This is a genomic window from Micromonospora sp. NPDC048935, from assembly GCF_043197875.1.
Lineage (GTDB): Bacteria > Actinomycetota > Actinomycetes > Mycobacteriales > Micromonosporaceae > Micromonospora.
Map to the genome: position 1 here is coordinate 483,606 of NZ_JBICTZ010000003.1, position 24,035 is coordinate 507,640.

The 24,035-nt window shown below is 70.5% G+C and carries 21 protein-coding genes; 12 read left to right on the forward strand and 9 right to left on the reverse strand.

Going from position 1 to position 24,035, the window contains the following annotated elements; translation table 11 throughout:
* Positions 1-311: 311 nt before the first annotated feature.
* The 3 genes from cysC to galT all read left to right on the forward strand — a co-directional run bounded on the left by cysC (position 312) and on the right by galT (position 3,850).
* The gene (gene cysC, locus ACGFIW_RS12905; RefSeq protein ID WP_393313851.1) at positions 312-1,841 is read left to right on the forward strand and encodes an adenylyl-sulfate kinase; all 1,530 of its coding nucleotides are present in this window, start codon (positions 312-314) and stop codon (positions 1,839-1,841) included.
* A 111-nt stretch (positions 1,842-1,952) separates the two neighbouring features.
* Positions 1,953-2,777, forward strand: coding sequence for a DeoR/GlpR family DNA-binding transcription regulator (locus tag ACGFIW_RS12910; RefSeq protein ID WP_393313854.1), 825 nt, complete (start codon positions 1,953-1,955; stop codon positions 2,775-2,777).
* Complete coding sequence (galT, locus tag ACGFIW_RS12915) at positions 2,774-3,850, forward strand: galactose-1-phosphate uridylyltransferase (RefSeq protein ID WP_393313856.1); 1,077 nt, start codon at positions 2,774-2,776, stop codon at positions 3,848-3,850. Before ACGFIW_RS12910 ends, galT begins: the two co-directional genes overlap by 4 nt.
* Before the next feature lie 326 nt (positions 3,851-4,176).
* On the opposite strand, the gene ACGFIW_RS12920 is transcribed toward galT, so the two are convergent.
* A complete protein-coding gene (locus tag ACGFIW_RS12920) occupies positions 4,177-5,394 on the reverse strand; it encodes an NADP-dependent isocitrate dehydrogenase (RefSeq protein ID WP_350858005.1) in 1,218 nt (405 codons plus the stop codon).
* A gap of 138 nt (positions 5,395-5,532) precedes the next feature.
* On the opposite strand from ACGFIW_RS12920, the gene ACGFIW_RS12925 reads away from it, so the two are divergent.
* Positions 5,533-6,198 carry an MBL fold metallo-hydrolase gene (locus ACGFIW_RS12925; RefSeq protein WP_393313859.1) on the forward strand — a complete coding sequence of 222 codons (666 nt, stop codon included), beginning with the start codon at positions 5,533-5,535 and terminating at the stop codon, positions 6,196-6,198.
* 87 nt (positions 6,199-6,285) lie between these two features.
* Here the strand turns inward: ACGFIW_RS12925 and ACGFIW_RS12930 are convergent, their stop codons facing one another.
* Both ACGFIW_RS12930 and ACGFIW_RS12935 read right to left on the reverse strand, forming a co-directional pair.
* On the reverse strand, positions 6,286-7,236 hold the full coding sequence (locus ACGFIW_RS12930; protein ID WP_393313862.1) for a malate dehydrogenase: 951 nt from the start codon (positions 7,234-7,236) through the stop codon (positions 6,286-6,288).
* Between the two features lie 126 nt (positions 7,237-7,362).
* Positions 7,363-8,223: a bifunctional methylenetetrahydrofolate dehydrogenase/methenyltetrahydrofolate cyclohydrolase gene (locus tag ACGFIW_RS12935; RefSeq protein ID WP_393313865.1), complete on the reverse strand. Its 861-nt coding sequence runs from the start codon at positions 8,221-8,223 to the stop codon at positions 7,363-7,365.
* Between the two features lie 475 nt (positions 8,224-8,698).
* Between ACGFIW_RS12935 and ACGFIW_RS12940 the strand changes: the two genes are divergently transcribed.
* The 5 genes from ACGFIW_RS12940 to ACGFIW_RS12960 all read left to right on the forward strand — a co-directional run bounded on the left by ACGFIW_RS12940 (position 8,699) and on the right by ACGFIW_RS12960 (position 14,627).
* Entirely contained in the window at positions 8,699-10,300 is a 1,602-nt protein-coding gene (locus ACGFIW_RS12940) for an ABC transporter substrate-binding protein (protein WP_393313868.1), read from the forward strand.
* A gap of 196 nt (positions 10,301-10,496) precedes the next feature.
* Positions 10,497-11,435 carry an ABC transporter permease gene (locus tag ACGFIW_RS12945; protein WP_357067679.1) on the forward strand — a complete coding sequence of 313 codons (939 nt, stop codon included), beginning with the start codon at positions 10,497-10,499 and terminating at the stop codon, positions 11,433-11,435.
* Positions 11,436-11,613: 178 nt separating this feature from the next.
* A complete protein-coding gene (locus ACGFIW_RS12950; RefSeq protein ID WP_393313871.1) occupies positions 11,614-12,570 on the forward strand; it encodes an ABC transporter permease in 957 nt (318 codons plus the stop codon).
* A gap of 7 nt (positions 12,571-12,577) precedes the next feature.
* Entirely contained in the window at positions 12,578-13,609 is a 1,032-nt protein-coding gene (locus ACGFIW_RS12955; protein ID WP_393313874.1) for an ABC transporter ATP-binding protein, read from the forward strand.
* Positions 13,590-14,627, forward strand: a complete 1,038-nt coding sequence (locus ACGFIW_RS12960; RefSeq protein WP_393313876.1) for an ABC transporter ATP-binding protein — start codon at positions 13,590-13,592, stop codon at positions 14,625-14,627. Before ACGFIW_RS12955 ends, ACGFIW_RS12960 begins: the two co-directional genes overlap by 20 nt.
* Positions 14,628-14,707: 80 nt before the next feature.
* Here the strand turns inward: ACGFIW_RS12960 and purH are convergent, their stop codons facing one another.
* Positions 14,708-16,279: a bifunctional phosphoribosylaminoimidazolecarboxamide formyltransferase/IMP cyclohydrolase gene (gene purH, locus ACGFIW_RS12965; protein WP_393313879.1), complete on the reverse strand. Its 1,572-nt coding sequence runs from the start codon at positions 16,277-16,279 to the stop codon at positions 14,708-14,710.
* The gene (purN, locus tag ACGFIW_RS12970) at positions 16,276-16,896 is read right to left on the reverse strand and encodes a phosphoribosylglycinamide formyltransferase (protein WP_357558433.1); all 621 of its coding nucleotides are present in this window, start codon (positions 16,894-16,896) and stop codon (positions 16,276-16,278) included. Before purN ends, purH begins: the two co-directional genes overlap by 4 nt.
* 287 nt (positions 16,897-17,183) lie before the next feature.
* Between purN and ACGFIW_RS12975 the strand changes: the two genes are divergently transcribed.
* On the forward strand, positions 17,184-17,729 hold the full coding sequence (locus ACGFIW_RS12975; protein WP_393313882.1) for a DUF4190 domain-containing protein: 546 nt from the start codon (positions 17,184-17,186) through the stop codon (positions 17,727-17,729).
* A 161-nt stretch (positions 17,730-17,890) separates the two neighbouring features.
* On the opposite strand, the gene ACGFIW_RS12980 is transcribed toward ACGFIW_RS12975, so the two are convergent.
* On the reverse strand, positions 17,891-19,213 hold the full coding sequence (locus ACGFIW_RS12980) for a DUF6350 family protein (protein WP_393313885.1): 1,323 nt from the start codon (positions 19,211-19,213) through the stop codon (positions 17,891-17,893).
* Positions 19,214-19,411: 198 nt separating this feature from the next.
* Here ACGFIW_RS12980 and ACGFIW_RS12985 point away from each other — a divergent pair, with 198 nt between their 5' ends.
* On the forward strand, positions 19,412-19,678 hold the full coding sequence (locus ACGFIW_RS12985) for a DUF4190 domain-containing protein (RefSeq protein ID WP_357067663.1): 267 nt from the start codon (positions 19,412-19,414) through the stop codon (positions 19,676-19,678).
* A 72-nt stretch (positions 19,679-19,750) separates the two neighbouring features.
* Here ACGFIW_RS12985 and sucD read toward each other — a convergent pair whose 3' ends face one another.
* The 3 genes from sucD to ACGFIW_RS13000 all read right to left on the reverse strand — a co-directional run bounded on the left by sucD (position 19,751) and on the right by ACGFIW_RS13000 (position 22,663).
* On the reverse strand, positions 19,751-20,638 hold the full coding sequence (sucD, locus tag ACGFIW_RS12990; RefSeq protein WP_393313888.1) for a succinate--CoA ligase subunit alpha: 888 nt from the start codon (positions 20,636-20,638) through the stop codon (positions 19,751-19,753).
* A gap of 2 nt (positions 20,639-20,640) precedes the next feature.
* Positions 20,641-21,819 (reverse strand): ADP-forming succinate--CoA ligase subunit beta, encoded by a 1,179-nt coding sequence (sucC, locus tag ACGFIW_RS12995; RefSeq protein ID WP_393313891.1) that lies wholly within the window; start codon positions 21,817-21,819, stop codon positions 20,641-20,643.
* A gap of 439 nt (positions 21,820-22,258) precedes the next feature.
* Positions 22,259-22,663 carry a cobalamin B12-binding domain-containing protein gene (locus tag ACGFIW_RS13000; protein ID WP_088987674.1) on the reverse strand — a complete coding sequence of 135 codons (405 nt, stop codon included), beginning with the start codon at positions 22,661-22,663 and terminating at the stop codon, positions 22,259-22,261.
* A gap of 512 nt (positions 22,664-23,175) precedes the next feature.
* Between ACGFIW_RS13000 and ACGFIW_RS13005 the strand changes: the two genes are divergently transcribed.
* Positions 23,176-23,883, forward strand: coding sequence for a M23 family metallopeptidase (locus tag ACGFIW_RS13005; RefSeq protein ID WP_357526323.1), 708 nt, complete (start codon positions 23,176-23,178; stop codon positions 23,881-23,883).
* Positions 23,884-24,035: the final 152 nt, after the last annotated feature.

Below are 24,035 nucleotides of genomic sequence, written 5' to 3' on the forward strand. Positions count from 1 at the left end.
CTAAGGTCTGCCTGCGGGTCGAGGTGAGGACGTCTCCCTGGCGCGACCCCGCCTGCGGAAACGGCCCTTGTGGATGACACCATTCACCTCCCGGCCGGCTGGTTCTCGCGCCCACGTCACCTGGGTGTCGCGCCCCGGTGCGCCGAGGCGGTCCGCCGCGCCGACGACGGTTGATCCGGGGGCGAACCGGTGTGGCCGACGGCGGGCCCGGCGATCCGGGGGCGCCGCCCGTGGGAGTCGTGGAGTGGCGGCCTCGACCGATCGACGGTCGGCTGCGAAACTGTGTGCCGGTCAGCGAGTGGGGGGCGTGGATGAGCAACGGTTGGGTGCTGCCCGACGAGGTGCTGCGGGACGCACCGGCGTACACGCCGCGTCCCGGTGAGCTGGCTGATCTGGAGCTGCTGCTGACCGGCGCGTACGCCCCACTGAGCGGTTTCATGACCCGCGCCGACCTGGTGTCGGTCAGCCGGCGGGGTCAACTGGCCGACGGCACCCCGTGGCAGGTCGCGGTGACCCTCCAGGTGCCGGCCGCGCTGGCCCAGGGCTTCGATCCGCGTGACCCGGCCCGCCGGGCGCTGGTGCTGACCGACGGCGAGGGCGCACCGGTGGCGGCACTGGACGTGGCAGACGTCTGGCCGGTACGCGAGGGCGTGGCCGGGGTGGGCGGCCAGGTCCGGCGGCTCGGCGACGGTGGGCACGGCCCGTTCCAGCGTCTGCGCCGCAGCCCGGAGGAGGTCCGCGCGCTGCTGCCACCGGGCCGGGTGCTCGGAGTCATCGCCGACCGACCGCTGCACCGTCCACAGCTCGCGCAGATCGCCCACGCCGCCCGCACCCTGGCCGCGCACCTGCTCGTGATGATCCCGGTCGGTGAGGGGGGCGTCGGTGGGCTTCCGCCGGAGGCACTGGTGCGCACCATCTTCGCCGCCCGGGACCGGATGCCGCCGGCCACCGTGATCGCGGTGCCGCTGTCGCACCGACGGGAGGAGATCAGCGACGCGTTGCTGCGCGCCCGGGTGTCCGCCGCGTACGGGGTCACCCACCTGCTCTCCACCGGCGACATGCTCTCCGGTGCCGGGCTGCGGGTGCTGGTGCCGCGCGAACTCGCGTACGACAACCGGGACGGGCAGTGGCGCTGGCGGGAGGACATCCCACCGCGCAACCGTCGGCTCGCGCTGACCCAGCAGGAGATCGACGACCTGCTCGACCGGGGTTTTCCCCTGCCGGAGTGGCACACCCCGCCGGCCGTGGCGAGGGAGCTGGCCCGGGCCCGGCCACCGCGTCGGCACCGCGGGCTGGTGGTCTTCCTCACCGGCCTCTCCGGCTCCGGCAAGTCGACGATCGCCCGTGGGCTGGCGGACGCGTTGCGGGAGAGCGGCGACCGCACGGTGACCCTGCTCGACGGTGACGTGGTGCGCCGGGAGCTCACCGCGGGGCTGGGCTTCAGCAAGGCCGACCGGGACACCAACGTCCGGCGGATCGGGTGGGTGGCCGCCGAGATCGCCAGGCATCGGGGAGTGAGCGTCTGCTGCCCGATCGCCCCGTACGCGGCGTCCCGCGCCACCGCCCGCGAGATGGCCCTGGCCGCCGGGGCGGGCTTCGTGCTGGTGCACGTCGCCACCCCGCTGGAGGTGTGTGAGCGCCGGGACCGCAAGGGCCTGTACGCGCGGGCGCGAGCCGGCCTGCTCACCGGGATGACCGGCATCGACGACCCGTACGAGGAGCCGACCGACGCCGACCTGGTGGTGGACACCACCGATCTCAGCGTCGCGGACGCGGTGCAGGCCGTGCTGCACCAGCTGACCGAGACCGGTTGGGTGGAGCTGAAGATCGCTGCTTCCTGAGTCGTTTCCGTAGCCCCCGTTCGGCCCCCGCTCACTACGCGCTAGTGTTCGTCTTTGTTGGAACACGTTTGACCGCGTAAGAGTCGGGGACCCCCGGGGGAGGCACGGCGAATGCTCGCTCAGCAGCGGCAGGCGGCCATCCTGGAGCGGGTCCGGTCGACCGGCGGGGTCCGGGTCACCGAGTTGGCCGGCGAGTTCGGTGTCTCCGACATGACCATCCGCCGTGATCTGGAGTCACTGCACGAGCGTGGCCTGCTGGCCAAGGTGCACGGCGGTGCCACGACGGCCAGGCCGAGTTCGACGGACGAGCCGGGCTTCCACGCCAAGTCGGTCCGGCAACTGGCGGAGAAGGCCGCCATCGCGGACCGGGCCGCCCAGCTGGTCCGGCCGGGCGCGGCGGTCGCGCTCTCCGCCGGCACCACCACCGCCGAGCTGGCCCGCAGGCTTGTGGACGTGCCAGACCTGACCGTGGTGACCAACTCGCTGCCGGTGGCCGAGATCCTGCACGCCGCAGGTCGACGGGACCAGACGGTGGTGCTCACCGGGGGCGTACGCACGCCGTCGGACGCGCTTGTCGGCCCGCTCGCGGTCGGGGCCGTCCGGTCGCTGCACCTGGATCTGCTCTTCCTGGGCGTCCACGGCATCACCGAACGGACCGGGTTCACCACCCCGAACCTGATGGAGGCCGAGACCGATCGGGCGCTCGTGGCCGCGGCGGACCGGTTGGTGGTGCTCGCCGACCACACCAAGTGGGGCACGGTGGGCATCTCCTCGATCGTCGAGCTGGCAGCAGCACACGTACTGGTCAGCGACGACCGGTTGCCTCCACCCGCACGACGGGTACTCGGCGAACACGTGGGCGAATTGATCATGGTAGGAGCGACAGGGGCGGGCCGCGCGACGCGCACGCCGACGAGTGAGGGGGCGGCGCAGTGAAACGCACCGCGATCGACCTGGCCGACGGCCGGGAGCTGATCTACTTCGACGAGCGCGACGACGCCGTCCGCGACCAGCCGGACCGCCGCGACCTGCCGCCGCCGCCCCCCGCGTCCCAGCTACGCTACGACCCGCTCACCGACGAGTGGGTGGCGGTGGCCGTGCACCGGCAGACCCGCACCTTCCTCCCACCGGCGAACGAGTGCCCCCTCGACCCGTCGGTGGGTGACCGGCTGACCGAGGTTCCCGCACCCGACTACGACGTGGTGGTCTTCGAGAACCGGTACCCGTCGCTCAGCGGCCGGGTGGCGGACGAGCCCGGCGAGATCACCCCGTTCACCCCTGTTCGACCTGGTGTCGGCCGTTGCGAGGTCGTCTGCTTCACCTCGGACCACAACGCCTCCTTCGCCAGCCTGCCGCCGCGCCGGGTGCGCACCGTCCTGGACGCGCTCGCCGACCGCACCGAGGTGCTCGGCGAGTTGCCCGGCGTGGAGCAGATCTTCTGCTTCGAGAACCGGGGCGTCGAGATCGGCGTCACGCTGCACCACCCGCACGGACAGATCTACGCGTACCCCTTCGTGACGCCGCGCACCCGCGCGCTGCTGGCCGCGGCGCGCCGCCACGCGGAACGGACCGGCGGGGGCAACCTGTTCGCCGACGTGCTGGCCGCCGAGCGCGCCACCGGCGACCGGGTGGTCACCGAGAACGAGCACTGGACGGCGTTCGTCCCGGCGGCCGCCCGCTGGCCGTTCGAGGTGCACGTCGCGCCGCACCGGCTGGTACCGGACATCCCGGCACTCAGCGACAGCGAGCGGGACGCCTTCGGGCCGCTCTACCTGGATCTGCTGCGCCGCTTCGACGGCCTGTTCGACATGCCGATGCCGTACATCTCGGCCTGGCACCAGGCGCCGGTGCGCATCGATCGCGAGTTGGCTTACCTGCACCTACAGCTCTTCAGCATCCGGCGGGCCCCGGACAAGCTGAAGTACCTGGCGGGCTCCGAGTCCGGAATGGGTGTCTTCATCAACGACATCGCCCCCGAGCGCGCCGCCGAGCTGCTGCGCGCCGTCTGAGCCGCGCTGTTTTCCGGCCCTGCGGGTGAGCACTGTGAAGCCCCGCGCTGAGCGCTGCGAAACAGGGCGCGGGGGGCCCGGGACAGGGCCCCCCGCAGGGAAGGGACGGCTGGCTGTGCACGGCACAGCCGGGAAGGCTGGCTGATCGGCGCACGGGTGCCGCGGGTCGACCGTGGTCAACCTTCCTCGGACGCGACTGGCATCTCGTCCATCCTGGTCAACGAGGCGCGCCGACGGCGGTGACGCCGACCGGCGCGTCCGCCCCGGACACGCCGAAGCCCGCCGGCTGAGACGCCGGCGGGCTCCGATGACGCGGTACGCCTGGATCAGGCGGCGATCTTGCGGGCCAAGTTCTCGTCGAGCGCGTTCATGAACTCGTCGGTGGTCAGCCACGGGGCGTCCCGCGAGATGAGCAGCGCGAGGTCCTTGGTCATCTGGCCACCCTCGACGGTGTCGACGATGACCTGCTCCAGGGTGTTGGCGAACTCGGTGACCGCCGGGGTGCCGTCCAGCTTGCCCCGGTGCGCCAGGCCCCGGGTCCAGGCGTAGATCGACGCGATCGGGTTCGTCGAGGTCTTCTCGCCCTTCTGGTACTGCCGGTAGTGCCGGGTGACAGTGCCGTGCGCGGCCTCGGCCTCGACGGTGCGGCCGTCCGGGGAGAGCAGCACCGAGGTCATCAGACCCAGCGAGCCGAAGCCCTGCGCGACGGTGTCGGACTGCACGTCACCGTCGTAGTTCTTGCAGGCCCAGACGTAGCCGCCCTCCCACTTGAGCGCGGCGGCGACCATGTCGTCGATGAGCCGGTGCTCGTAGGTGATGCCGGCGGCGTCGAACTCGGCCTTGAACTCGGCCTCGAACACCTCGGCGAAGATGTCCTTGAACCGGCCGTCGTACGCCTTGAGGATGGTGTTCTTGGTGGACAGGTAGACCGGGTAGTTGCGGTCCAACCCGTACCGGAACGACGCCCGGGCGAAGTCCCGGATCGACTCGTCGTAGTTGTACATGCCCATGGCGATGCCGCCGCCGGGGAAGTTGGCGACCTCCATCTCCATCGGCGCGCCGCCGTCGGCCGGGGTGTAGGTGATGGTCACCGTGCCCGGGCCGGGGACGACGAAGTCGGTGGCCTTGTACTGGTCACCGTGGGCGTGCCGGCCGATGATGATCGGCTTGGTCCAGCCGGGGACCAGCCGCGGCACGTTGGACATGATGATCGGCTCGCGGAAGACGACGCCGCCGAGGATGTTGCGGATGGTGCCGTTGGGCGACCGCCACATCTTCTTCAGGCCGAACTCCTCCACCCGGGCCTCGTCCGGGGTGATGGTCGCGCACTTGACGCCGACGCCGTGCTCCTTGATGGCGTTGGCGGCGTCAATGGTGACCTGGTCGTCGGTCTCGTCGCGGTGCTGGATCGACAGGTCGTAGTAGTGCAGGTCGACGTCGAGGTAGGGCAGGATCAGCTGCTCCCGGATCTGCTTCCAGATGATCCGGGTCATCTCGTCGCCGTCGAGCTCCACGACCGGGTTGTTTACCTTGATCTTCGCCATCGGCCGGCGCTCCTCTCGGGGGACACGTGCTCAAGCAGTACGAGCGTACTGCAATTAGGCCGGCGGCCCCCAGCCGGCCTCGACCGACCGGCGGAAACCGGGCTGCGCGGAACAGGAATGCCCTGGAATCATCGTCCGATGCCACTGAGCCGCACCCTCGGGTCTATCACGGTCACCGCGCTCACCGACGGCGAGGGGGCCTTCTTCCAGCCCCGTGCGGAGGCGTTCCCGCAGGCCACGGCGGCACACTGGGCGGAGGCCGACCGCCGTGACCCCGACTCGGTGACCACCGACGGGCAGTGGTGGCTGCCGTTTCGCAGCTTCGCGATCCGCGCCGACGCCGGCCCGGTCACCCTTGTCGACGCCGGCATCGGCCCGGCCGACTCGCCGGCCGCGAGCTGGGCGCCCGTGCCGGGTCGACTGCCTGCCGAGCTGGCCGCCGCCGGCATCGACCCCGCCGACGTCGACACCGTCGTGCTCACCCACCTGCACACCGACCACGTCGGCTGGGCGGTCACCGGCACACCCGCGCGACCGTACTTCCCGAACGCGAGCTACCTGCTGCACCGCGCCGACCTCGACGCGGCGCAGTCGCTCAACCCCGGGCTGCCGGCCAGCCTGATCGCGCCCTTGCGCGCCGCCGGCCAGCTCCGGGTGGTCGACGGCGAGACCACCCTGACCCCGGCGGTACGCCTGCTGCCCACCCCCACCCCCACCCCCCACCTCCCGAATCGGTTGATCATGAGGTTGACGGGGTTTTCGATCTCCATCACTGCCGCCAACCTCATGATCAACCGCGGATAGGCATGATCAACCGCGGATGGGCAGGGGGACGGGGAAGGGCCCGCCGGGTTTGCCGGCGGGCCCTTCGGGTGGTTCTGGTTCGGGGAACTACATGCTGGAGATGTCGCCCTGCTTGGCGCGGACGGCTTCGGCGGCCTCCAGGAGGCTGGCGCGCTCGTCGGCGTCCAGGTCGGTCTCGACGACCCGCTTGACGCCCTCGGCGCCGATCTCGGCCTCGACGCCGAGGTAGACACCGGAGATGCCGTACTCGCCGTCGACCCAGGCGCAGACCGGCATGACCTCGCCGGAGTCCTCGGCGACGGCCTTCGCCATCCGGGCCGCGGCGGCGGACGGGGCGTAGTACGCCGAACCGGTCTTGAGCAACGCGACCACCTCGGCGCCACCGTTGCGGGTCTTGACGACCAGCTCCTCGATCTGCTCGGCCGGCATCGCGTCGCGCAGCGGCTTGCCGTTGACGGTGCTCTTCGAGGGCACCGGAACCATGGTGTCGCCGTGCGAGCCGAGGGTCAGCGTGCGTACCGACGCCACCGGCACGTTCAGCGCCTCGGCGACGAAGTTGCTGAACCGGGCGGTGTCCAGCATGCCGGCCTGGCCGAGGACCCGGTTCTTCGGGAACTGGGTGGCGAGCTGCGCCAGGGCGGTCATCTCGTCCAGCGGGTTGGAGACCACGATGACGACGGCGCTCGGCGCGTACTTGGCGACGTTCTCGGCGACCTGCCGGACGATCTTGGCGTTGGTCTCCAGCAGGTCCATCCGGCTCATGCCGGGCTTGCGCGGCAGACCAGCGGTGATCACGACGACGTCGGAGCCCTCGATGGCCTCGTAGCCCTCACCGTTGACACCGGTGGTCACACCGACCACCTTGGTCTCGAAGCCCTCGATGGCCCGCGACTGGTTGAGGTCGAGTGCGAGACCCGCGGGCTTGCCCTCCACGATGTCGGTGATCACTACGGTGTCGAAGACGTCGTACTCGGCCAGGCGCTGTGCGGTGGTGGAGCCGTAGAAGCCAGCCCCGACGACAGTGACCTTCTTACCCATGGTCGTCCCACTCCCTGATACCAGTCGGTTTTCCGGACCGTATCAGTCATCCTGGCACCCATCGGGCCAGGGGCGGCGGCCATCGCCGGGATGGGGCGAACGTCACCGGAGTCACCGGCGCGCGAGTCAGCCGCGCTCGGCGCGCTCCACGACGTTGCTGAGCAGCATGGCCCGGGTCATCGGGCCCACGCCGCCCGGCATGGGGACCAACGCGCCGGCCGTCTCGGCCACCTCCGGGTGCACGTCACCGGTGTAGCGACCCTTGCCGTCCGCGCCGATCACGCGGGTGATGCCGACGTCGACCACGACCGCACCGGGGTTGATCATGTCGGCGGTGAGCAGGCCCGGTACGCCGGCCGCGACGATGACGATGTCGGCGGCCCGGGTGTGCGAGGCGAGGTCGAGGGTGCCGGTGTGGCAGAGGGTGACCGTGGCGTTCTCGCTGCGGCGGGTGAGCAGCAGGCCGAGGGGCCGACCGACGGTGTTGCCGCGCCCGACCACGGCCACGGTGGCACCGCGCAGGGCCACGTCGTGCCGGCGGAGCAGCTCGACGATGCCGCGCGGGGTGCAGGGCAGCGGACCGTCGTAGCCGAGCACGAGCCGGCCCAGGTTGACCGGGTGCAGGCCGTCCGCGTCCTTGTCCGGGTCGATCAACTCCAGCACCCGCTGGGTGTCCAGGTGAGCCGGCAGCGGCAGCTGGACGATGTAGCCGTGGCACGCCGGGTCGGCGTTCAGCTCGGCCAGCACGTCGTCGACCTGCTGCTGGGTGGCGTCGGCCGGCAGCTCGCGGCGGATCGAGGCGATGCCGACCTCGGCGCAGTCGCGGTGCTTGCCGTTGACGTACGCCTGGCTGCCCGGATCCGCCCCGACGAGGACCGTGCCCAGCCCGGGGGTGATGCCGCGTTCCGCGAGTGCCTTGACCCGTATCCGCAGCTCGTCCTTGATCTCCGCCGCGGTTGCCTTGCCGTCCAGAAGCGTCGCCGTCACGACCAGATCGTCTCACGGCCGTCGCCCACCGGTTCGAGGACCTCGGCCATCGCCCACCGGTTCGAGGACCTCGTTCGAGCGGCCCGCCACCGGCCGACCGCTGGCAACATCCTGTGACTTTCGGTGACGTGGCGCTAGTCACTCTGCGTGACATTTAGTGGATTCGGTCACCGTCGAACCAGACACGGCGACTGAGTGCGGCAGGGACGGGACGGCTGGCCGAGAGAGCGCCAGCGCGGCCCAGGCCGGCACGGCATGCGCTCGGGCCGACCAAATATGCACAGGCCGAAGGCGTTTAGGTCGGATTTTGCTAGCAGATCCGCCGACCTTCGGCAAGCCCGGAGGTGCCGGACCGTTACCCACCCGCAACCGCCTCGTTGCCGAAGAACGGTCGCCGACCTACCGTTGCCGCTTGTTGCGCAGCGTAACCCAGCGTCGGGCCTGACTGCGCAGCGTGAGGAGATGAGGAGGCACGATGCGAGTTCGTAGACTCGCCGCCTGGACCGCCCTCCCGCTCGCGGTGACGCTGGGCCTCGCGGCCTGCGGCAGCGGCGGAGACAGCGGATCCGGCGGCAGCGGCAGTTCGGCGGTCAGCATTCAGATCGCCGAGCCCAAGCACCTGGTTCCCACGAACACCACCGAGACGTCCGGGTCGCAGGTGCTCGCCGGCCTGTTCAGCCCGCTCGTGGACTACGACGCCCAGAACAAGCCGTACGAGGTCGCCGCCCAGTCGATCACCTCGTCCGACAACAAGGTCTGGACGATCAAGCTCAAGGACGGCTTCACCTTCCACAACGGTGAGAAGGTCACGTCCGAGGACTACATCAACGCCTGGAACTACGGCGCGTACGCCCCCAACGGTCAGGACGCCAACGCCTTCTTCGACAAGATCGCTGGCTACGCGGACCTTCAGGGCAAGGCGCCGAAGGCCAAGGAGATGTCCGGCCTGAAGAAGGTCGACGACGCCACGTTCACCGTGACGCTGTCCGACCCGTACATCGACTTCAAGACCACGCTCGGCTACAACGCGTTCTTCCCACTGCCGAAGGCCGCGTTCTCGGCACCCGGTGTGCTCAAGGACGGTTACGAGCAGGCGCCGATCGGGCAGGGCCCCTTCAAGATGAAGGGCACCTGGCAGCACGACAGCAAGATCGACGTCGAGCGCTTCGACGCGTACCCGGGTGAGAAGCCCAAGGTCAAGGACGTTGAGTTCCGGATCTACCAGCAGCTCACCGCGGCCTACGCGGACGTCCAGGCGGACAACCTGGACGTGCTGCCGACGATCCCGACCGAGAGCCTGAGCACCGCGCCGAGCGACCTGGGCGACAGGTACCAGACCAGCCCGATGTCGTCGTTCCAGTTCCTCGCGTTCCCGACGTTCGACAAGGACTACAGCAACCCGGACGTGCGCAAGGCCATCTCGATGGCGATCGACCGTGACGAGATCACCAAGTCGGTCTTCAAGGGCTCGCAGACGTCGGCACGCTCCTTCGTCTCGCCGGTCCTGCCGGGCTACCGGGACGACACCACGGGCAAGGCGGGCGAGTTCAACCCGACCGAGGCCAAGAAGCTCTACCAGGCCGCCGGCGGCCCGTCGAAGATCGTCATCTCCTACAACGGCGACGGCGGGCACAAGGACTGGGTCGACGCGACGGTCAACCAGCTCAAGGCCAACCTGGGTGTGGACGCCGTCGGCTCGGCCGAGCCGAAGTTCGCCGACCTGCTCACCAAGGTCGAGAAGAAGCAGCCGGTGGGTGCGTTCCGGATGGGTTGGGTCATGGACTACCCGACCATGGAGGACTACCTCGGCCCGCTGTACAGCACCAACGGCTCGTCGAACTACTACGGCTACAGCAACAAGGAGTTCGACAAGCTGGTCAAGGAGGGTTCCGCCGCCAAGACGCAGGACGAGGCGATCGCCAAGTACCAGCAGGCGGAGGACATCCTGGCAAAGGACATGCCGGTGATCCCGCTCCGCTTCGGCGAGAACGTGTTCGGCCACTCGTCCAAGGTCAAGAACGTGCAGATGGACCTGTTCCAGCGGGTCAACCTCGTCAAGATCGAAGCGGCCAGCTGAGCTGACCATGGTGCGGGCCACCCGGGCGACGACGCCCGGGTGGCCCGACCGCACCACCGGGCCGGGTCGCGGTAGCGGACCCGGCGTCGGTGGTGCCGGCTTCCCCGGGCCGGACGGCACGTCTGGAGATATTTCGGGTACGACCAGAGATGCCGTCCTGCGACCCTTTCGCACATTTCCGGAGAGACTGCTAAGCATGTTCCGCTACATCTTGCGGCGCCTACTGCAGATGGTCCTGGCGTTCTTCGGGACCACCCTGATCGTCTACGCGCTGACATTCGCCGGGCAGGGCGACCCCATCCAGGCGCTCGCCGGTGAGCGGCCGGTGACGCCGGCCCAACGGGCCTACCTGACCGAGAGGTACCACCTGGACGCCACAGGCGTCGGTGGCTTCTTCTACCGCTACTTCGACTACGTGAAGAACCTGCTCCAGGGCAACCTGGGCGAGTCGCTCACCGGTCGGAACATCGGCGACATCCTCCAGCAGGCCTGGCCGGTCACCGTCCAACTCGCGCTCATCGCGCTCGCCGTGGCGATCATCTTCGGTGTCACCGCCGGTGTGCTCGCCGGCATCCGCCGGGCCAGCATCTTCGACAACTCCACGCTGGTGCTGACCCTGCTGGTGCTGGGCATCCCGACCATCGTGCTGGCGCCTCTGGCGCAGTACTTCCTCGGCGTGAAGTGGCAACTCTTCCCACCCACCGCCGGCTCCGACCCGACGTTCTACGCGCTCCTGCTGCCGGGCATCGTGCTCGGCTCACTGTCGCTGGCCACCGCCCTGCGGCTCACCCGGGCCTCGGTGGCGGAGAACCTGCGCGCCGACTACGTCCGGACCGCCCGCTCCAAGGGCCTGGTCAAGCGCCGCATCGTCGTCGTCCACGTGCTGCGCAACTCACTGATCCCGGTGGTCACCTTCCTCGGTGTGGAACTGGGCAACCTGATGAGCGGCGCGATCATCACCGAGGGCGTCTTCAACATCCCCGGCGTGGGCTTCAACCTCTTCCGCGGCATCCGCACCGAGGACGGCCCCCTGGTGGTGGGCATCGTCAGCGTGCTCGTCGTGGTCTACCTGGTCTCGAACCTGGTGGTGGACGTCCTGTACGCCGTACTCGACCCGAGGATCCGCTATGAGTGAGCGCAGCGAACGAATCGACAGCGCAGCGTGCCTGGGCTCTCATGCCGGCGCCGAGCGCAGCGAGGTGCAGGCATGAGTGAGCGCAGCGAACGAATCGACAGCGCAGCGTGCCTGGGCTCTCATGCCGGCGCCGAGCGCAGCGAGGTGCAGGTATGAGTGAGCGCAGCGAGGTGCTGGCATGAGTGACTTCGAGACGGTGGCGGCCAGCGAGAACCAGGCCGCGCGGCGCGGGCCCTCGGGCGAGCCGGGCACGCCCAACCAGGTCGGCGCCCCGAACAAGCCCCGCAGCCTGGCCGGAGACGCCTGGCGCGACCTGCGCCGCAACCCGATCTTCTGGATCTCGCTGGCACTTGTCGTCATCTTCACCCTGATGGCGCTGTTCCCCGGGGTGTTCACCGCCAACAACCCGAACGACTGTCTGCTCTCCCGACAGCACGCCGGGCCGTCCGGCGGGGCCATCTTCGGGTACGACTTCCAGGGCTGCGACACGTACTCCCGGGCGGTCTACGGCACCCGGGCCTCGCTGCTGGTCGGTGCGCTCGCCGCACTCGGCACCGGGATCATCGCGCTAGTGATCGGCATGCTGGCCGGTTACTTCGGCCGCTGGATCGACGCGGTGCTCTCCCGGGTGATCGACGTGGTGCTCGGCATCCCGCTGCTGCTGGCCGCGATCGTGCTGCTCAAGCGGGTGTCCAGCGACAGCCAGTGGGCGCGGATCGGCGCTGTCGTCTTCGTGCTGGCCCTGCTCGGCTGGACCACCGCCGCCCGCGTGGTCCGCTCGTCGGTGATCACCGCCAAGGAACAGGACTACGTCGCGGCGGCCCGGATGCTCGGCGCGGGCAACGGGCGGATCATGTGGCGGCACATCCTGCCGAACTCGCTGGCCCCCGTCATCGTCGTGCTGACCATCGCGCTCGGCTCGTTCATCGCGGCCGAGGCGACGCTGTCCTTCCTGGGCATCGGCCTGAAGGCACCGACCATCTCCTGGGGCCAGGACATCGACACCGGCCGCATCCACATGCGGGAGGCGGCCGCACCGCTGATCGTCCCGTCCGCATTCCTCGCGCTGACCGTGCTGGCGTTCATCATGCTCGGCGACGCGATCCGTGACGCCTTCGACCCGAAGCTGCGGTGACACACTCATGACCGTCCAACCCACACCCGCCTCCACCACGCCCGAGGGCGGCCACCTGCTGGAGTTGCGGGACCTGCACGTCGAGTTCCGCACCAACGAGGGCGTGGCCCGGGTGATCAACGGCGTGTCGTACCACCTGGACGCCGGCGAGACGCTTGCCGTGCTCGGCGAATCGGGCTCCGGCAAGTCGGTCACCGCCCAGGCGATCATGGGCATCCTGGACACCCCACCCGCGCTCGTCCGCTCCGGCCAGATCCTCTACCAGGGTCAGGACCTGCTCACCCGCTCCGAGGAGCAGCGCCGGCAGGTACGCGGCACGGAGATCGCGATGATCTTCCAGGACGCGCTGTCCGCCCTGAACCCGGTCTTTCCGGTCGGCTGGCAGATCGGCGAGACGCTGCGCCAGCGCGCCGGCATGTCCCGGGCCGACGCCCGGCGGCGCGCCATCGAGCTGATGGATATGGTCAAGATCCCGGGAGCCGCCAAGCGGATCGGCGACTACCCGCACCAGTTCTCCGGTGGCATGCGGCAGCGCGTCATGATCGCCATGGCCCTGGCGCTGGACCCGAAGGTGCTGATCGCCGACGAGCCCACCACGGCGCTCGACGTGACAGTCCAGGCCCAGATCATGGACCTGCTGGCCGACCTGCGCCGGGAACGCGACATGGCGATGATCCTGATCACCCACGACCTGGGTGTGGTCGCCGGTGTCGCGGACCGGATCGCGGTCATGTACGCCGGCCGGATCGTCGAGCACGCCGACGTCCGCTCGCTCTACAAGGCGCCCGCCCACCCGTACACCAAGGGGTTGTTGGAGTCGATCCCGCGCCTGGACGTCCGCGGCGAGGAACTGTCGACGATCAAGGGGTTGCCGCCGAACCTGATGCGCATCCCGTCCGGCTGCCCGTTCCACCCACGGTGCCCGTACGTCCAGCAGGTCTGCGTGGACGTCGTACCCCACGACCTGGTCCTCGGCGACGGCCGGACCAGCGCTTGCCACTTCGCGCAGGAGGTCCGTGATGACAGCGTCGCCCGCTAGTCCCGCCAAGGTCCGTGGCGAGACGATCCTCTCCGTCGACAACCTGGTGAAGCACTTCCCGATCACGCAGGGCGTCCTGTTCCAGCGGCAGATCGGCGCGGTCAAGGCCGTCGACGGGGTGAGCTTCGAGCTGCGTCGGGGCGAGACGCTGGGCGTCGTCGGCGAGTCCGGCTGCGGCAAGTCCACCCTCGCCCGGCTCCTGATGCGGCTGGAGACGCCCACCTCCGGCCGGGCCACCCTGGAGGGCAGGGACCTGTTCAAGGCCAGCGGCGGCGAGCTGCGGCGGGTACGCCGCAACATGCAGATGGTGATGCAGGACCCGTACACCTCGCTGAACCCGCGGATGACCGTCGGCGACATCATCGGCGAGCCGTTCGAGATCCACTCGGACGCCGCCCCGAAGGGCAGCAAGCAGAAGCGGGTCCAGGAGCTGCTGGACCTGGTCGGGCTCAACCCGGAGCACATCAACCGGTACCCGCACCAGTTCTCCGGCGGTCAGCGCCAGCGCATCGGCATCGCCCGCGCGCTCGCGCTGAAGCCCGACGTGATCGTCTGCGACGAGCCGGTGTCGGCGCTCGACGTCTCCATCCAGGCCCAGGTGATCAACCTGCTCAAGCAGCTCCAGGACGAGCTGGGGCTGTCGTACATCTTCATCGCCCACGACCTGTCCGTGGTGCGGCACATCGCGGACCGGGTAGCGGTGATGTACCTCGGCCGGATCGTCGAGATCGGCACCGAGGACGAGATCTACGAGCGGGCCACCCACCCGTACACCCAGGCTCTGCTCTCCGCGGTGCCGGTGCCGGACCCGGAGGCCCGCGACCAGCGCAACATGATCCGGCTGGTCGGCGACGTGCCGAGCCCGGCCGACCCGCCGAGCGGCTGCCACTTCCGGACCCGCTGCTGGAAGGCCCAGGACATCTGCGCCGTAGAGGACCCGAAAACGGTCCCGAGAGCAGCGGACCCCCACCCGTCCGCCTGCCACTTCGCCGAGCTGCGCCCCACCACCGCAGCCTGAACCCCACCGCGGTGATCATGGGGTTGACGGGCCGTTTCGTCCGGCTTCTCGCTCGTCAACCCCATGATCGACCCGTCGGGTCAGTGGAAGAAGTGGCGGGTTCCGGTTAGGTACATCGTCACGTTTGCCTTCTTTGCCGCTTCGATGACCTCCTCGTCGCGGATCGAGCCGCCGGGTTGCACGATGGCGCGGACGCCGGCGTCGATGAGGATCTGCGGGCCGTCGGCGAACGGGAAGAACGCGTCAGACGCCGCGACCGAACCCCTCGCCCGGTCGGCACCGGCGCGGTCGACAGCCAACCGCGCCGAGTCGACCCGGTTGACCTGACCCATGCCGACGCCGACCGTCGCGCCGTCCTTGGCGAGCAGGATCGCGTTGCTCTTCACCGCGCGGACCGCGCGCCAGGCGAACGCGAGATCGCGCAGCAGCTCCTCGTCGGCAGCCTCGCCGGTCGCCAACTGCCAGTTGGCCGGGTCGTCGCCGGGGGCGTCCACGCGGTCGGCGACCTGGGCCAGCACGCCACCGGTCACCGGCCGCCACTCGACCGGCGCCGGGGTCCAGGCCGGCGCGCGCAGCAGCCGGATGTTCTTCTTGCCCTGCAACACCTCGACCGCGCCCTCGTCGAAGCCGGGAGCGACCACCACCTCGGTGAAGATGTCGGCGACCTGCCGGGCCAGCTCGACCGAGACCGGCCGATTGACCGCGATCACACCGCCGAACGCCGACACCGGGTCGCAGGCGTGCGCCAGGCGGTGCGCCTCGGCCACGTCCGCGCCCACCGCGATGCCGCAGGGGTTGGCGTGCTTGATGATCGCCACCGCCGGCTGGTCGGCGAAGTCGTTCGCCGCACGCCAGGCGGCGTCCGCGTCGACGTAGTTGTTGTACGACATCTCCTTGCCGTGCAACTGCTCGGCCTGGGCCAGACCCGCCGGGGCGTCCGGGTCGGTGTAGAGCGCGGCCGGCTGGTGCGGATTCTCGCCGTAGCGCAGCACCGTCGACTTGCGCAGTGCCGACCCGGCGAACGCCGGCCAGGAGTCGTCGGCCGGGGCCAGCTCCCGCGCGCACCACTGGGCCACCGCCACGTCGTACTCGGCGATGTCCGCGAACGCGCGGGCGGCCAGCGCGCGCCGCTGCGCCAGGGTGAAGCCACCCTCGCCGAGCGCGCCGAGCAGCGCCGGGTAACCGGTCGGGTCGGTGAGCACGGCGACCGAGGCGTGGTTCTTGGCGGCGGCCCGCACCATGGCCGGGCCACCGATGTCGATCTGCTCCACGCACTCCTCGACGCCGGCGCCGGACGCGACAGTCGCCTGGAACGGGTAGAGGTTGGAGACCAGCAGGTCGAACGCCGCCACCCCCAGCTCGTCGAGCTGCGCCACGTGCGTGTCCTTGCGCAGGTCGGCGAGGAGACCCGCGTGCACCTTCGGGTGCAGGGTCTTCACCCGGCCGTCGAGCACCTCGGGGAAACCGGTCACCGTCTCCACAGGCGTCACCGGCACACCGGCGGCGGCGATGGTGCCCGCCGTGCTGCCGGTGGAGACGATCTCCACGCCGGCCGCGTGCAGGGCCTGGGCCAGCTCGACCAGCCCGGTCTTGTCGTAGACGCTGACCAGCGCCCGCCTGATCGGGCGGCGCCCGTCCTGAGTGGGACTCACGGAACCGTGACCTTCCTTCCGGTAATGGTCCAGCCTTCGCGGACCAGGCGACCGACCTGCTCGACGAGCTGGCGCCGTTCGGCTTCCTTGATGCGCTCGGTGAGCGTGTCCACGTCGTCGTCGTCGAGCACCGGCACCGCGACCTGCGCCACGATCGGCCCGGTGTCCATACCGGCGTCGACGAAGAAGAGGGTGGCCCCGGTGAGCTTCACGCCGTAGGCGAGAGCGTCGCGGGGGCCGTGGATGCCGGGGAACGCCGGCAGCAGCGTGTTGTGCGTGTTCAGGTAGCGGTCGCCGAAGGCGGCGAGGAAGTGCGGGCCGACCAACTTGAGGAAACCGGCGGAGATGACCAGGTCGGGTTGGTGCTTCGCGACGTGCGCGGTGAGCGCCACGTCCCAGTCCTCCCGGGTGTCGTGGTCACGGACCCGCTCGACGAACGTCGGCACGCCGGCCGCGGCGGCCCGGTCCAGGCCCGCGATGCCGTCGCGGTCCGCGCCGACGGCGACGACCTGGGCGCCGTACGCGGGGTCGGCTGCGGCATCCAGCAACGACTGGAGGTTGGAGCCGGAGCCGGAGACGAGGACGACGATGCGGGCGACAGGCGCGGGCTCGGTCACCGGGCCACCCTATCGGGCAGGTCAGGATGCCCATCCGCTGGGCGGTGCGCCGATCTTCGCCGGTGCTGACGAGCATCGACCCGGTACGCTGCCGCTCGCTCGGGCCGAACGTCGTACGACCCACGCCCGGCACTGACCCGACGCGCGGAAATCGACCAGAAGGCCCTTTTCCCGCGCTTTGGGAGAGATGTCCTCCGGCTGCGGCACTGGGCTTTGGGAGGACTGACCGCGATCATGGATGGAAACAACAGCAGTAACTGACGGAACCAGTCCAAGGAGCTTTTCGAATGCAGCCCGGTAACCCCGGTCAGGACCCGTACGGCCAGCAGCCCAACCAGGACCCGACCGCCCCTCCGCCGCCAGCCGCCCCGTACGGCCAGCAGCCCACCTCCGGCCAGCCGTACGGCCAGCAGGATCCGTACGCGGCACCGCAGGCCCCGTACGGCCAGCAGCCCACCTCGGGCCAGCCGTACGGCCAGCAGCCGGCGTACCAGGACCCGTACGGCCAGCCGCCGCAGTACGGCACCGGCCCGACGTACCCGAACGCCGGGTATCCGCAGGCGCAGGGGCAGAACAACACCCTCGGCCTGGTGTCGATGATCCTCGGTATCGCGTCGATCCCGCTGCTGTGCTGCTTCTACCTGGGCATCCCGGTCGGCATCGCGGCAGTGGTCACCGGTTACCTCGCCAAGCAGAAGGTCGCCCAGGGCCTGGCCAACAACGCCGGGCAGGCGAAGGCCGGCCTGATCTGCGGTGCGGTCGGCGTCGTGCTCGGCATTCTGCTGATCATCCTGCTCGTGGTGGCACAGGTAAACCTGCCCACCCAGCCCTGACCGGGTGGTTGTCGACGGGGCGCTCCGGATTCGTCCGGGGCGCCCCGCGCTCGTTCGGCGCGGGGTGTCTCACGTTCGTTCAGCCCGCGAGGACACGCGCGGGGCGTCCCGCGGTCGCGTCCCGCGCGCGGGGGCACCTGCGGGGCGTTCAGCGCCCGCCTTCAGCGCGAGGGCAGGCGCGGGGGCAGCGCGGCCTGCGGTGCGGGGGCGCGGGTGAGCGCTCGGGTGGCCGCGGCACCGAGCAGCGCGCCGACCGCGATGACACCTGCCGCCACCGCCCCGACCTGCCAGCCCACCGGCCCGACCTGCGCCAGCCGACCGGCACCGAGCGGCCCGCCGGACACCGCGGCGGCCACGCCGAGCAGCACCCCGGCCACCGGCCCGGCCAGCGCCGCCGGCACCAGCACCTCGGCCCAGCGCTGCGGGGCCCGCTCCGCCCCGGCGAGCCGCGCCAGCCGGCGTGCGAGCAACCAGCCGGCGACCATCCCGGCCAGCACCGGCACCGCGAGCAGGAGGGCACCGAAGCCGTCCACCGGGCCGCGCGGCAGGCCGGCGAGCAGTGGCACGGCCGGCAACGCGCCGACCGACACCTCGCTGGTGCGGACCGCGGTGTCGGTGCCCACCGCGAAACCCGGCCCGAGCAGGTAACTGGCCGACCAGACCGCCGCGTTCGGCGCGTACGCGACACTGACCAGGGTGATCCCGGTCTGCCCGGCGACCCCGGTCCGGTACGCGCCGATCATGTCGGCCGCGTCGCCGCCGCCGGTGGCCACCGCCAGGCCGGCCGCGCCGGCACCCGCGCCGAGCAGCAGCAGCCCGGCCACCAGACCGCTGCGCACGCCGTCACGCACCGGGCTCGGCAGCCAGCCGACGACGATCTGGGTCACGGCGGTGATGCGGGCGGCGCCGACAAGCGCGGCGAGCGTGCCGACCACCGCGAACGTCGCTGCCGTCCGGAGCACCGACACATCCGGCCCGTCGGCGCCGATCAGCACCGCCGCGAGCGCGCCGAGCAGGGCGTACGCGATGCCGACCGCGCCCGCGGCGAGCAGCGCCCGACGCGGTGAGCGGGTGTCGCGGGCGCCGATCGCGCGGCTGACGTGCACGCCGGCCCGGGTCAGCCGCCAGAGCGCGAGCACGGTCAGCGCCAGCGGGGCGAGCCCGAGTGGACCGGACTCGGTGTGCAGCCCCACGCCGTGCCCGAGCAGCCAGCCGGCGAGCGCGGTGCGCAGGGTGCTGGTCAGGGTGCTGGAATCCGTGCCGAGGTGCACCAGGCCGAGAACGATGGCGACCGGCAGGTAGGAGGTGAGGGCGGCCCAAACGGCCGCCACCCCGGCGGCGACGGGCAACGGCGCCCGCCCGCGTGGCGACCCCGCCGCGCGGGGCGCGGGCACCCGTCGGGCCGGTGCGGCGCGATCGACCGGCCGGTCGTCGGCGTGCACACCGCCGGGACGGCTGGGACGGTCAGGGGTGACGGGGGACATCCGCTCTACTCTGGCACGTCGCGCGGGCCGTGGCAGTCCGATAACCCGCCCGAAGGGCGGCGAGTTCACCGAACCCGGGCCCCGGCCGCCCCGTCCGGTCTAGCCTCGGCCGAAGGGGGCGCGAGTCGCCGCCGCCCGGGTCGGGTCCACCTGTCGCGGTCCGGCCGGCCCGCCGCCGACGAACGTCCGGAGGACGCTGTGACGACGCCATACCCGCCACCACCGCCACCACCGGCCCGGGGACGGGACCGGACGACGCTCTGGGGCGTGCTGGGCATCGTGCTGGGGCTGATCTGCTGCGGCATCCTGGGCATCATCTTCGGCTACCTGTCCATCCGCGACGCCCGGCGCAACGGGCAGTCACCGGTGCTGGGCTACCTCGCCATCGTGTTCGGCGTGATCAACATCATCGGCGGGGCGATCCTGCGTGCCACCGGCAACTACCCGTTCTGGAACAACGACTGACCAACCCACCACGCGTACGCCGAAGGGGGCCGACCGGCTGCGGTCGACCCCCTTCGGTGTTGCCTGGCCGGCTCAACTGCCGGACATGATCTCCCGCATCAGCTTCGCGGTCTCGGTCGGCGTCTTGCCGACCTTGACGCCGACCGCCTCCAGCGCCGCCTGCTTCGCATCGGCGGTGCCGGCCGAGCCGGAGATGATCGCCCCGGCGTGCCCCATGGTCTTGCCCGGAGGAGCGGTGAAGCCGGCGATGTAGCCGACCACCGGCTTGGTGACGTTGGCCTTGATGAACTCGGCGGCCCGCTCCTCGGCGTCGCCACCGATCTCACCGATCATCACGATGGCGTCGGTCTCCGGGTCGGCCTCGAAGGCCGCCAGCGCGTCGATGTGGGTGGTCCCGATGATCGGGTCACCGCCGATGCCGACGCAGGTGGAGAAGCCGATGTCGCGCAGCTCGTACATCATCTGGTAGGTCAGCGTGCCGCTCTTGCTGACCAGGCCGATGCGGCCGGAGCCGGTGATGTCGGCCGGGATGATGCCGGCGTTGGACGCGCCGGGCGAGGCGATGCCGGGGCAGTTCGGCCCGATGATCCGGGTCTGCTCGCCCTTCGCCACGTTGTACGCCCAGAACGACGCGGTGTCGTGCACCGGCACGCCCTCGGTGATCACCACGGCCAGCGGGATCGAGGCGTCGATCGCCTCGACCACGGCGGCCTTGGTGAACTGCGGCGGCACGAAGATGACCGTGACGTCGGCCCCGGTCTCGGCCATCGCGTCCGCGACGGACGCGAAGACCGGCAGCTCGGTGCCGTCGAAGTCGACGGTCTGGCCCGCCTTGCGCGGGTTGACGCCACCCACCACGTTGGTGCCGGCGGCCAGCATCCGCCGGGTGTGCTTGGAACCCTCGGAACCGGTCATCCCCTGAACGATGACCTTCGAGTCCTTGGTCAGCCAGATAGCCATGATCAGACCCCCGCAGCTGCCAGCTCGGCGGCCCGCTCGGCCGCACCGTCCATGGTGTCCACCCGCTGCACGAGCGGGTTGTTCGCGCTGTCCAGGATCGCCCGGCCGGCCTCGGCGTTGTTGCCGTCGAGACGGACGACGAGCGGCTTGGTGACCTTCTCGCCGCGCTGCTCCAGCAGGGCGAGTGCCTGGATGATGCCGTTGGCGACCTCGTCGCAGGCGGTGATGCCGCCGAAGACGTTGACGAAGACGCTCTTCACCGCCGGGTCGGAGAGCACGATCTCCAGCCCGTTCGCCATCACCGCGGCGCTCGCGCCGCCGCCGATGTCGAGGAAGTTCGCCGGCTTGACGTTGCCGTGCCGCTCACCGGCGTACGCGACCACGTCGAGGGTCGACATGACCAGGCCGGCGCCGTTGCCGATGATGCCGACCTCACCGTCGAGCTTGACGTAGTTGAGGTCCTTGGCCTTGGCGGCCTGCTCCAGCGGGTCCACCGCGGCCTGGTCGACGAGCGCCTCGTGGTCCGGGTGCCGGAACGCGGCGTTCTCGTCCAGGCTGATCTTGGCGTCGAGCAGCAGCATCCGGCCGTCGCCGTTCTTGGCGAGCGGGTTGACCTCGACCAGGGTGGCGTCCTCGGCGACGAACGCCTGCCACAGGCCGACGGCGATCTCGACCACCTGGTCGGCGACCTCGGCCGGGAACCCGGCGGCGGTGACGATCTCGCGGGCCTTGGCCTCGTTCACGCCCTGCACGGCGTCGATCGGGGCCTTCACCACCTTGTCGGGGGTGTCGGCGGCGACCTGCTCGATGTCCATGCCGCCGGCAACGCTGGCGATGCAGAGGAAGGTGCGGTTCGCCCGGTCGAGCAGGTACGAGAAGTAGTACTCCTCGGCCACGTCCGCGGTCACCGTGATCATGACCTTGTGGACGGTGTGGCCCTTGATGTCCATGCCGAGGATGTCGGTGGCGCGGGCCACCGTCTCCTCGGCGCCCTCGGCCAGCTTGACGCCGCCGGCCTTACCGCGGCCGCCGACCTTCACCTGCGCCTTGACGACCACGCGACCGCCGAGGCGCTCGGCGATCGCACGGGCCTCTTCCGGGGTAGTGGCGACGCCGCCGGCCAACACGGGCAAGCCGTGCCGCTCGAACAGGTCCCGCCCCTGGTACTCGTACAGGTCCACGATTGCGCGTCCCGTCCCGTCTCCGCGGCGCGCCGTCGCGCCGCCACCAGCGTTCAGAAAACAGTTTGACGCCTGTCATCAGTTGAAACAGGCCATTGGCCGCAGCCTAGCGAGGTCGGCACCGCCGGCAACCGAGCGGGTGCGCGGTGTGCGGTAATGCACAACCGGACATCGGTCGGGGCCGGTTCTCGGCCACGACCGGGGCCGCATCCACCGTCCGAGCGATGTTGTCCGGCTTGCGTAACCCCGCCGTCGGGGCGTCGTTGAGTCAGATGTCGGCGCGCTGAGCAGCGCAAAGACGGGATACGGCCGATGCCCTGTCGGTCGAGGGGTGGCGGCGGGGCATCGTGCATAGAGGGGCCGGACGTGTGAGGGGTGCGTCCGGCCCCTCCCCCGTGCCCAGAACCCGGTCGTCGATCAGGGCCCGCCGTGGCGTGGCTCAGGAAACCGGCTGGGCGACGTTCTCGCGGACCCACTCGACGATCGCCTGAGTGGTGGCGCCCGGCGTGAAGATCTTGGCGACGCCCAGCTTCTCCAACTCGGGAATGTCGCCGTTCGGGATGATGCCGCCACCGAACACGACGATGTCGCGGGCGTCCCGCTCACCGAGCAGCTCCAGCACCCGCCGGAAGAGCGTCATGTGCGCACCGGAGAGGACGGACAGGCCGACCGCGTCGGCGTCCTCCTGGATGGCGGTCTCCACGATCTGCTCGGGGGTCTGGTGCAGGCCGGTGTAGACGACCTCCATCCCCGCGTCGCGCAGGGCACGCGCGACGACCTTCGCGCCCCGGTCGTGGCCGTCCAGGCCGGGCTTGGCGACGACGACCCGAATACGAGAGCTCATCAGCGCACACCTTTCACCGGCTACACGGCCTTCACCTGAACGAACGGTAACCTGACGGACCCGGCGCCGGAAAACCGGGCCGGAACCCGGCTCCGTGACCAGTCAACCGCGCGCCGCGACCACGGCGCAGCCCGAAGAGACCCGCCGAGGAGATTCCAGCACCGCCCGGCGGCGGTCCGGCGCTGCCCGACGTGGCGTTCGAGCACCGCCCGACGCGTCGCGGCACGGCCCGCAGTCAAGTCGGACGACTCCGCCGGACCGGTCACGCTCGGCGACGAACGGGCAGCAACGGGGGCACCGTTCGGCGTCACGATGCATGACAATCACGGACGCAAACGGACAGATCGACACGCCAATTTTCCGCTCTAGCTTGTGACTCGTCTGGTGGTTGGCTAACGTGTCCACGGTTGTCATCAGGTCCATGGACGGGTGACGACGCGGTCAGCGGACGTTCACTGGAGCTTCACGAACGCCCACCGGCCGCTTCGGAACCCCGACAACGGAGGGTGTGCGTGCGCCAGCGCCTGTCGTCTGAGCCCGATCGATATCGCGGTCGTCGCCGTGTGCCCACCCCACCGCGCAGCCGTTACGCCGCTGTCGTCACCACCGCCTTCGTCGGAGCCGGCATCGTCGCGCTCGGCGCGAGCGCCCTGCCGGACGCCAAGGACGTCAGCCCGACGGTGCTCGACGAGCTCAAGCAGGCGTCGGTCACCAGCCAGGACGCCGCGGCCCGTGCCGACAACGCCGACCGCGCCTCGCGGGACAGCCGCAACAAGGACAGCGCCGAGCCCGAGGTGTGGCTGCTGCCGCTGCAGGGCTACGACTTCAACTCCCCCTACGGGATGCGCTGGGGCAAGATGCACACCGGCGTGGACCTGGTCGCCGGCGAGGGCACGCCCTACGTCGCGATCCACGACGGACTGGTCACCAAGGCCGGCTGGTTCGGTGGGTACGGCAACGCCGTGATCGTGCAGCACGCCGACGGCAGCGAGGCCATCTACGGCCACTCCTCCGCGGTCAGCGTCAAGGAAGGCCAGCAGATCAAGGCCGGTGACCAACTCGGCCTCGTCGGCCAGACGGGTCACGCCTACGGCACCCACCTGCACCTTGAGATCCATGTCAAGGGCAAGCCGATCGACCCGGTGCCGTTCCTCCAGGACCGCGGAGTGGACATCAAGCTGCAAGTCGAGGCAATCTACAGCGAGGTAGCGGGCTCCTGACGCTGCGTACCGACCGTTGACCGCCCGGATCTGTCGATCCGGGCGGTTTTGCGTGGGCCGATGTCTTCCAGGTCACAGCGAAGACTGTGAGCGGCGACACCACCACGCATGATCACTTTTCCGGTCGTAGTGCCGCAGAGCGGGTCATATCC